Origin of the sequence: Streptomyces sp. NPDC058401 (genome assembly GCF_042722885.1) — a bacterium.
GTDB lineage: Bacteria > Actinomycetota > Actinomycetes > Streptomycetales > Streptomycetaceae > Streptomyces.
In genome coordinates, this window is sequence record NZ_JBHXKA010000098.1 from 21,812 (window position 1) to 31,447 (window position 9,636).

The 9,636-nt window shown below is 73.7% G+C and carries 7 protein-coding genes; 6 read left to right on the forward strand and 1 reads right to left on the reverse strand.

The annotated features are described in order from the left end of the window. The first annotated feature begins 67 nt into the window (after positions 1-67). The 4 genes from ACFWNV_RS28820 to ACFWNV_RS28835 all read left to right on the forward strand — a co-directional run bounded on the left by ACFWNV_RS28820 (position 68) and on the right by ACFWNV_RS28835 (position 5,684). On the forward strand, positions 68-1,120 hold the full coding sequence (locus ACFWNV_RS28820) for an NlpC/P60 family protein (RefSeq protein WP_383952662.1): 1,053 nt from the start codon (positions 68-70) through the stop codon (positions 1,118-1,120). Between the two features lie 25 nt (positions 1,121-1,145). After that, positions 1,146-2,351, forward strand: a complete 1,206-nt coding sequence (locus ACFWNV_RS28825; RefSeq protein WP_383952664.1) for a hypothetical protein — start codon at positions 1,146-1,148, stop codon at positions 2,349-2,351. Between the two features lie 369 nt (positions 2,352-2,720). Continuing rightward, positions 2,721-3,863 carry a glycosyltransferase family 4 protein gene (locus tag ACFWNV_RS28830; protein ID WP_383952666.1) on the forward strand — a complete coding sequence of 381 codons (1,143 nt, stop codon included), beginning with the start codon at positions 2,721-2,723 and terminating at the stop codon, positions 3,861-3,863. 204 nt (positions 3,864-4,067) lie between these two features. Further along, positions 4,068-5,684 carry a GMC oxidoreductase gene (locus tag ACFWNV_RS28835; protein WP_383952668.1) on the forward strand — a complete coding sequence of 539 codons (1,617 nt, stop codon included), beginning with the start codon at positions 4,068-4,070 and terminating at the stop codon, positions 5,682-5,684. A 6-nt stretch (positions 5,685-5,690) separates the two neighbouring features. Here the strand turns inward: ACFWNV_RS28835 and ACFWNV_RS28840 are convergent, their stop codons facing one another. After that, entirely contained in the window at positions 5,691-7,487 is a 1,797-nt protein-coding gene (locus ACFWNV_RS28840; protein WP_383952670.1) for an AMP-dependent synthetase/ligase, read from the reverse strand. A 240-nt stretch (positions 7,488-7,727) separates the two neighbouring features. Here ACFWNV_RS28840 and ACFWNV_RS28845 point away from each other — a divergent pair, with 240 nt between their 5' ends. Continuing rightward, positions 7,728-8,510, forward strand: coding sequence for a metallophosphoesterase (locus ACFWNV_RS28845; protein WP_383952672.1), 783 nt, complete (start codon positions 7,728-7,730; stop codon positions 8,508-8,510). Positions 8,511-8,592: 82 nt separating this feature from the next. After that, the gene (locus tag ACFWNV_RS28850; protein WP_383952673.1) at positions 8,593-9,048 is read left to right on the forward strand and encodes an SRPBCC family protein; all 456 of its coding nucleotides are present in this window, start codon (positions 8,593-8,595) and stop codon (positions 9,046-9,048) included. The last annotated feature ends 588 nt before the right edge of the window (positions 9,049-9,636 follow it).

A 9,636-nucleotide genomic window follows, 5' to 3' on the forward strand; every position in this document is an offset into this window, starting at 1 on the left:
ACCCCGGCACACGGCCGTCCACGGAGGGCGGACCCGGGTCCCGCCCAGCAGGAGGGAGCGGTTTCACGTGGCGTCCCATCGCCGGTCCGGGCCCAGCGCCCTCGACCGGAACACCAAGGTCACCGTCCTCACCGCCGCCGCGGCGGGAGCAGCGGTCGCCCTGTCGGGCGCACCCGCCGGTGCGGCCCCCGGCCTCCCGCAGGAGCCCGCCGCCGGCTCCCGCGCCCAGGTCGACCGGCTCTTCGAAGAGGCCGAACAGGCCACCGAACGCTTCAACCAGGCGGGCGAGCGCGCCGGCCGGCTCCGCGCCGAAGTCGCCCGCGTCCAGGACGCGGTGGCCCGCGGACAGGACCGCATCAACACCATGCGCGGGGTGCTCGGCGCCTACGCCGGAGCCCAGTACCGGGCCGGCGGCATCGACCCGGCCGTCGAGCTGATGCTCTCCGACGACCCGGACGACTACCTCGCCAAGGCCGCCGCCCTCGACCGGCTGTCCGGCCGGCAGGCCCGTCAGCTCGACGAACTGCGCTCCGAGCAGCGCCGCCTCGGCCAGGAACGCCAGGAGGCTTCCCGCAAGCTCTCCGAACTCGACGCCCTGCGCGCCGAGGTGGCGAAGGAGAAGCGGGCCGTCACCGCCAAACTGGCCGCCGCCCGCCGGCTGCTGAACGCGATGCCCACCCAGGAGCGCGCCGACTTCGACCGGGCCTCGCGCTCCGGCGGCCGCCCCGACGCCCTGCCCGAGCTCCCCGACTCCGCGGCCTCCGGGCCCTCGTCCGGGCGCGCCATGACCGCCGTGATGGCGGCCAGGTCCGCCGTCGGGCGGCCCTACGTCTGGGGCTCCACCGGCCCCTCCGGCTTCGACTGCTCCGGACTGATGGTGTGGTCGTACCGGCAGGCGGGCGTCGCCCTCCCGCGCACCTCGCAGGCCCAGCGGCACGCCGGACGGCGGGTCTCGCTCTCGGAGGCGCGCCCGGGTGACCTGGTGACGTACCGCTCGGACGCCAGCCACGTCGGCATGTACGTCGGCAACGGCCAGGTGGTGCACGCCCCGTACCCGGGGGCGCGGGTCCGGTACGACCCGGTCGGCATGATGCCGGTCTCCTCGGTGACCCGGCCCTGAGGGTCGCGCTGCGTACGATCGGGTGATGCTCCCGGTCCTGGGCCGTCCCCTCCGCCGCACCCCTCGCCGTCCGCCGCGCCGGCGCCCGCGCGCACTGCCGCCGGTGCTGCTCTGCCTGCTGCTGCTCGGGGTACCGCTCGCCGGATGCGGCTCCGGTTCCGGCGCTCCTTCCGGGGCGGCTTCGGCTTCGGCTTCCGCGGAACCCGCCGAGGGGGACGTCCGGCGGGCCGTCGCCGCCTGGTCGGCGGCCCCGCCCGCGGCCCTCGCGGCGATCCCGCTGGAGGCGTGGTCCTACGAGGTCACCGCGGTCCGCGTGGAAGGCGTACGGGCCTTCGCCCGCGCCGAGCTGCGCTACCGGCTCACCGGCTACGACGCCGCCCCGGCCGGTTCCGCACGCGAGGTGGAACTGGCCCGGGACGGCGGCTCCTGGGCGGTGACCGCCGACCGGCCCGCCCCCGGAGCCCTGCCGCAGCTGTGGGACCAGGGCCCGGTGACCGTGGAGCGCGGGGCGCACGCCCTGGTGCTCGGCGGCGCCGGCCAGGACTCCGCATCCCTCTCCGCGATCGCCGCCGAGGCCGACCGGGCGGTGCCCGCCGCGAGCGCGGCCTGGCCGCGGCCGTGGGCGGGCCGGGTGGTGGTGCTGGTGCCCGGCTCGCTCGACGCGATGGCGGCGCTGCTGGGGCGGCCCGCGGACGAGTACCGGGGCCTCGGCGCCGTCACCACGGGGCGGACCGGGGCGGGCCCCGCCCCCGCCGACCGGGTCGTGGTGAACCCGGAGGGGTACGGGCAGCTCACCGCGGAGGGCCGCCAGGTGATCCTGACCCACGAGACCACCCACGTGGCGACCCGGGCCGCGACCACGGCCCGGACCCCGCTCTGGCTCTCCGAGGGCTTCGCGGACTGGGCCGCCTACCGCGACGGCGACCGCGCCCCGGCCGAAGTCGCCCCGGCCCTCGCCCGCGCGGTGCGGCGCGGTGACCTGCCGGGGGCTCTCCCCGCGTCCGGGGCCTTCGCCTTCGGCGGGGACGCGGAGGCGCTGGCGCGGGCCTACGAGGGCTCCTGGATGGCCTGCCGGCTCATCGCCCGGCGGTGGGGGGACGCGGCCCTGGTCTCCCTGTACGAGAAGTCCGGCCGCGATTCCCTCCCGACGGCGGTGCAGGACACCCTCGGGACGGATCCCGATGGCCTGACTCGCGCCTGGCAGCAGGACCTGGCCCGGGAGTTCCGCTAGCCCGGACGCGGCCCGGTGCCCATGGCGCGGCGCCGTTCCCGCGGGCCAGCCCCCGGACCCCCGCTCCTCGAACGCCGGAGGGGCTGATTTCGCCCCGGCGGCGCAGGACACGTGCGGGTTGGCGCGGATCGCACATCCGGCTGTCGCCGGCCAAATCCAGCCCCTCCGGCGTTTGAGGAGCGGGGTCTGGGGCGGCGCCCCAGGAGCCTCCGGCGCAGCCCGGCTTCCCGCGGCCCCGGCCGCACCCGCACGCAGCCCCGTACGCCGGTCAGAGTCCCGTAGGGCGGCGCAGGGCGGCGTACGGCGGCGCCCCGCCGGGGGCCGGGCCCGCGGGGCCCCGGCGGGGGCCTCCGGTAGGGTCGGCAGGCGATGGACAAGACGCTGATCGTGACCAACGACTTCCCGCCGCGGCCGGGGGGCATCCAGGCCTTCCTGCACAACATGGCGCTGCGCCTGGACCCCGAAAGGGTCGTGGTCTACGCCTCCACCTGGAAGCACTCCGCCGAGGCCCGCGCCGCCACCGCCGCCTTCGACGCGGAGCAGCCCTTCCAGGTGGTCCGCGACCGGACGACCATGCTGCTGCCGACCCCCCGGGTCACCCGCCGGGCCGTGGGTCTGCTGCGCGAACACGGCTGCTCGTCGGTGTGGTTCGGCGCGGCGGCCCCGCTGGGCCTGATGGGCCCCGCCCTGCGCCGGGCGGGCGCGCGGCGGATCGTGGCGACCACGCACGGGCACGAGGCGGGCTGGGCGCAGCTGCCGGTGGCGCGCCAACTGCTGCGGCGCATCGGCGAGGGCACGGACACCCTGACCTACCTGGGGGAGTACACCCGTTCGCGGATCGCCCCGGCCCTGACGGACCGGGCCGCGGCGCGCATGACGCAGCTCCCGCCGGGGGTGGACGAGAAGACCTTCCACCCGGGGTCGGGCGGCGCGGAGGTCCGGGCGCGGCTGGGCCTGACGGACCGGCCGGTGGTCGTCTGCGTCTCGCGGCTCGTGCCCCGCAAGGGCCAGGACACGCTGATCGAGGCGATGCCGCGGATCCTGGCCGCCCTGCCGGACGCCGTCCTGCTGATCGTCGGCGGCGGCCCGTACGAGGCCGATCTGCGGGCCCTGGCCGCCTCGACCGGGGTCGCGGAGTCCGTCGTCTTCACGGGAGCGGTCCCGTGGTCCGAACTGCCCGCCCACTACGGGGCCGGGGACGTCTTCGCGATGCCCTGCCGGACCCGGCGCGGCGGGCTCGACGTGGAGGGCCTCGGCATCGTCTACCTGGAGGCGTCCGCCACGGGCCTGCCGGTGATCGCCGGCGACTCCGGCGGCGCCCCGGACGCCGTACTGGACGGGGAGACGGGCTGGGTGGTCCGCGGCGGCGCCCCGGCCGAGACCGCGGACCGCGTGGTCACCCTGCTCCGGGACCCGGCCCTGCGCGCCCGCATGGGCGAGCGCGGCCGTGCCTGGGTCGAGGAGAAGTGGCGCTGGGACCTGCTGGCGGAGCGCCTGCGCGAGCTGCTGTAGCGGGCGGTCCCCCTGCGCGGGCCCGGGCCCCTTTCCGTAGGGAGGGGGGATTATCGCGCCCGAGGGGCCGATCGCGGGCGGAGTTGATCAAACCCCGCGGGGCGGGGCGGGCCCCGCCTACGGTCGAGCCATGTCTGACTGTTACTCAGAAGCGTGTCAGTCCGGGTTATGGCTGGTTGGGCGGAATCCGCTCATGATGCGGCCATGACACCAAACCTGACACGTCGTCATGTTCTCGGTCTCGGCGCCCTGCAGACCGCAGCGGCCCTCGGTTTCACCCGGATCGGCCTGCAGTCGGCGGCCGCCGCCGAGCCCGCGGCCGCCACGTACGCCCCGGCCATCGTCGTCGGCTCCGGCTACGGATCCGCCGTCGCCGCGCTCCGCCTCGGGCAGGCCGGTGTGCGGACCGTCGTCCTGGAGATGGGCCGGCTCTGGGACACCCCCGGAGCCGACGGGAAGATCTTCCCCACCACCTCCGCCCCCGACCAGCGCTCGATGTGGTTCCGCAACCGCACCGAGGCCCCGCTCGCCCAGTTCCTCTGGCTGGACGTGGTCAACCGCAACATCAGCCCGTACCCCGGCGTCCTGGACCGGGTGAACTACGGCGACATGTCGGTGTACGTGGGCCGCGGCGTCGGCGGCGGCTCCCTGGTCAACGGCGGCATGGCGCCCACGCCGAAGCGCTCGTACTTCACCGAGATCCTGCCCCGCGTCGACGCCGACGAGATGTACGGCACCTACTACCCGCGGGCCCGCGCCATGCTCGGGGTCAACGACATCGACCCGGCCTGGTTCGAGTCCACGGAGTGGTACCGCTTCGCCCGGATCTCCCGCAAGCACGCCCAGAAGACCGGATTGAAGACCACCTTCGTCCCCAACGTCTACGACTTCGCCTACATGAAGCGGGAGGCCGCCGGGACCGCCACCAAGTCCGCGCTCGCCGGAGAGGTCATCTACGGCAACAACCACGGCAAGAAGAGCGTCGACAAGACCTACCTCGCCGCCGCACTCGGCACCGGGAACGTCACCATCGAGACCATGCAGCGGGTGGTCGGCGTACGGCAGGACCCGGCCGGCGGCTACGTGCTGACGGTGCAGACCAGCGACCTCACCGGCCGCGTCACCCAGGTCCGCGAACTCGGCTGCAAGCAGCTCTTCCTCGGCGCCGGCAGCCTCGGCACCACCGAGATCCTGCTGCGCGCCCGCGAGACCGGCACCCTGCCCGCCCTGAACGACAAGGTCGGCCTCGGCTGGGGGCACAACGGCAACGTCATGACCGCCCGCGCCAACCACCTCTGGGACACGGTCGGCGCCAACCAGGCCACCATGCCCGCCCTCGGCATCGACGACTGGGACAACGCCTCGAACCCGGTCTTCGCCGAGATCGCCCCGCTCCCGATGGGGTTCGAGCACTGGATCTCGATGTACCTGGCCATCACCAAGAACCCGGAACGCGGGCACTTCACCTACGACGCCGCCAGCGACTCGGCGAAGCTCCAGTGGACCCGGGACCAGAACACCCCGTCCGTCCAGGCCGCCAAGCGGCTCTTCGACCGGATCAACCGGGCCAACTTCACCATCTACCGCTACGACCTGTTCGGCGACAACAAGAACTTCGCCGACAACTTCACCTACCACCCGCTGGGCGGCTGCGTCCTCGGGGACGCGACCGACGACTTCGGCCGCGTCAAGGGCTACCAGGGCCTCTACGTCACCGACAGCTCGCTGATCCCCGGATCGCTCGGCGTGAACCCCTTCGTCACCGTCACCGCCCTCGCGGAACGGAACATGGCGCGGGTCCTCGCCGAGGACCCGCGGTAGTCCGGCCTAGCCCCGGTAGAGGGCTTCGATCTCGTCCGCGAAGTCCTTCGCCACCACATTCCGCTTCAGCTTCAGCGAAGGCGTGATGTGCCCGGACTCCTCCGTGAACTGGGAGGGCAGAATGCGGAATTTCCGCACCGATTCCGCCTTGGAAACCGCCGCGTTGCCGTCGTCCACGGCCTTCTGGACGGCGGCGACGAGATCCGCGTCCTCGCGCAGCTGGGCCGCCGTGGAACCGGCCGGCTTGCCGTTCTCCGCGGCCCACCGGCCCAGGAACTCCTCGTCGATGGTGACCAGTGCGGCCACGAACGGCCGCGCGTCGCCGACCACCATGCACTCCGCGACCAGCGCGTGCGCCCGGATCCGGTCCTCGATCACCGCGGGGGCGACGTTCTTGCCGCCCGCCGTGACGATGAGCTCCTTCTTGCGCCCGGTGATCGCCAGGTAGCCGTCCTCGTCGAGGGTGCCGACGTCGCCGGTGTGGAACCAGCCGTCGGTCAGCGCGTCGGCGGTGGCCGTCGGGTTGTTCCAGTACTCCTTGAAGATGTGCTCGCCGTGCAGGAGCACCTCGCCGTCGTCGGCGATGCGCACCACGGAGCCGGGGAGCGGCTGGCCGACCGTACCGATCTTCGTCTTGTCCCACGGGTTGAAGGCCGTGGCCGCGCAGGACTCGGTCAGCCCGTAGCCCTCCAGCACCGTGAAGCCGATGCCGCGGAAGAAGTGGCCGAGCCGCTCGCCCAGCGGGGCCCCGCCGGAGATCGCGTACTCGCCGCGCCCGCCGAGGACCGTGTGGAGCTTGCTGTAGACCAGCTTCGAGAAGAGCTTGTGCTTCAGCCGCAGCTTGAGGGACGGCCCGCCCGGCAGGTCCAGCGCACGGCTGTACGCGATCGCCGTCTCGGCCGCCGCGTCGAAGATCTTGCCCTTGCCGTCGGCCTGGGCCTTGGCGCGGGCCGAGTTGTAGACCTTCTCGAAGACGCGCGGCACGCCGAGGATCAGCGTGGGCCGGAAGGACTGCAGCTCGTCGGTGAGGTTCTTGATGTCCGGTACGCAGCCCAGCCGGATCGGCGCCAGTACCGCCGCCACCTCCACCAGGCGGCCGAACACGTGCGCGGCCGGCAGGAAGAGCAGCACGGAGCACTCGCCGGTCCGGAAGAGCGGGTGCAGCCGGGCCACGATGTTGCCGACCTCGGCGAAGAAGCTGCGGTGGGTCAGCACGCAGCCCTTGGGGCGGCCGGTGGTGCCGGAGGTGTAGACGATGGTGGCCGGGTCGTCGGCGCCCGCCAGCGCGCTGCGCTCGTCGAGCGCGGCGTCGGAGATCCCGGCGCCGGCCGCCCCCAGCGTGTCCAGGGCGCCCTGCTCGATCTCCCAGACCTCGCGCAGCTCCGGCAGCCGGTCGCGCAGGGCGGCCACGGCCGCCGCGTGCCCGGGGGACTCCACGACGACGGCGACGGCGCCGGAGTCGCCGAGGATCCACTGGATCTGCTCGGGGGAGCTGGTCTCGTACACGGGGACCGTGACGGCGCCCGCGCTCCAGATCGCGAAGTCGAGCAGCACCCACTCGTAGCGGGTGCGGGAGATCAGGGCGACCCGGTCGCCGGGCTCGATGCCGGCCGCGATCAGGCCCTTCGCCGCGGCGCGGACCTCGGCGAGGAACTCGGTCGCCGTGACGTCCTGCCACGCGCCGCCGACCTTGCGGGCCATGACGGCGGTGTCGGGATGCTGCGCGGCGTTGCGGCGGATGAGATCCGTCAGGTTCCCGTCCGACGGGACCTCGTACAGGGCCGGAAGGCTGAACTCGCGCAAGACTGCTGCTCCTCTGGGCGCCATCGCCACCATGTGGACCGACGCGACGTTACCCACCGGTAGGGGGTTCCGGATAGAGGGAACCGGCCAGATGTTCCCTGCGTCACATGTCGCGGCCGTGTCCTGCCGACATTAGTCGACCCCCTTTGCGACTCGGAAGTAACCGCAGGTCCGGCCGCCTCGCCCGATTCCCTCCCCGCAGCGCCCCGGCGCGCCTAGGGTGGCCGCATGGGTGGCTCTATGGGTGGCACAAAGAACCGGACACGGATCCACGTCGTCAGCGACGTCCACGGCAACACCGAAGCCCTGGCACGGGCCGGGGAAGGCGCCGACGCACTGATCTGCCTGGGCGACCTCGTCCTCTTCCTCGACTACGCCGACCACTCGCGCGGCATCTTCCCCGACCTCTTCGGCGTCGAGAACGCCGACCACATCGTCGAGCTGCGCACCGCCCGCCGATTCGAGGAGGCCCGGGAGTTCGCCCGCGGCCTGTGGGCCGGGCTGGACCGCGAACGCCTCGTCGAGGGCGCGGTCCGGCGCCAGTACGCCGAGATGTTCGCCGCCTTCCCCCGGCCCACGTACGCCACGTACGGCAACGTCGACATCCCCGGGCTCTGGCCCGAGTACGCCGGCCCCGGCCTGACCGTGCTCGACGGACAGCGGGCCGAGATCGGCGGCCGGGTCTTCGGCTTCGTCGGCGGCGGCCTGCCCTCCCCGATGCGCACGCCCTACGAGGTCCCCGAGGAGGAGTACGCCGCCAAGGTGGAGGCCCTCGGCGAGGTCGACGTCCTCTGCTCCCACATCCCGCCCGAGGTGCCCGAGCTCTGCTACGACACGGTGGCCCGGCGCTTCGAACGGGGGAGCGGGGCGCTGCTCGCCGCGATCCGCCGCGTGCGGCCCCGGTACGCCCTCTTCGGACACGTCCACCAGCCGCTCGCCCGGCGCATGCGCATCGGCGCCACCGAGTGCGTGAACGTCGGGCACTTCGCCGCCACCGGAAGGCCCTGGGCCCTGGAGTGGTGAGGTCATGACCCGCGATAGCCTTCACGCGGCGGCCCAGGCCGTCCGCACACTTCCTCGAACTCCACCCGGAGGAGCGACCGCGATGGCGGAACACACCAGCTCGAGCATCACGATCGAGGCGGCCCCGGCCGACGTCATGGCCGTGATCGCCGACTTCGCGCGCTACCCGGAATGGACCGGCGAGGTGAAGGAGGCCGAGGTACTGGCCACGGACGACGCCGGCCGGGCCTCCCGCGTCCGGCTGCTGCTGGACGCGGGCGCGATCAAGGACGACCACACGCTGGCCTACACCTGGCCGGCGCCGAACACGGTCAGCTGGACCCTCGACAAGTCCCAGATGCTGCGACAGCTCGACGGGTCCTACCAGCTGGCGGCGGTCGCGGGCGGTGCGCGCACCGAGGTCACCTACTCCCTCACGGTGGACGTCAAGATCCCGATGCTCGGCATGATCAAGCGCAAGGCGGAAAAGGTCATCATCGACCGCGCCCTGGCAGGCCTGAAGAAGCGCGTGGAGAGCCGGCCCGCGGCGTCTTCCTGACGCGCAGCCGGCCTTCTTGACGCGCCGCCCTCCCCTCCTGACGCGTCGCTCGCACCGCTGCGCGGGCTTCGCGTCGCTGCGCCGGACTCCGTCCGTCGGTGGCCCGGTCGGGGCTGTCGCCACGGCGCTCCCGGGTCGGGGTTCGGTGGGCGGGTGCGGCTGGGTTGGCCCTGCGGGGCTGGGTCCCCTACCCGCCCTTCGCCCGTTCCCCGGGCTTCGCCCGGACCCTTGCCGGGTGCGGCACCGTCGCCGGGGGCCGGCCCCCGGACCCCCGCTCCTCAAACGCCGGAGGGGCTGGGTTTTGGCAGGCGGGGATGCGATCGCCCTCGGGCAATGCCGGCGCATCACGCAGCGCGTACTGCGCGCTGTGTGAGCTGCGCGCACGTGCGAGCTGGGGGCGGCCATATCCAGCCTCGCCGGCGTTTGAGGCACGGGGTCTGTGGCGGAGCCCCAGGGCTCCGGGCGCAGCAAATCCAGCCGTCTGGAGCTCCGAGGCTCCGGGCGCAGCAAATCCAGCCGTCTGGAGCCCTGGGGCTCCGGGCGCAGCAATCCAGCCGTCCGGCGTTTGAGGACCGGGGTCTGGGGCGG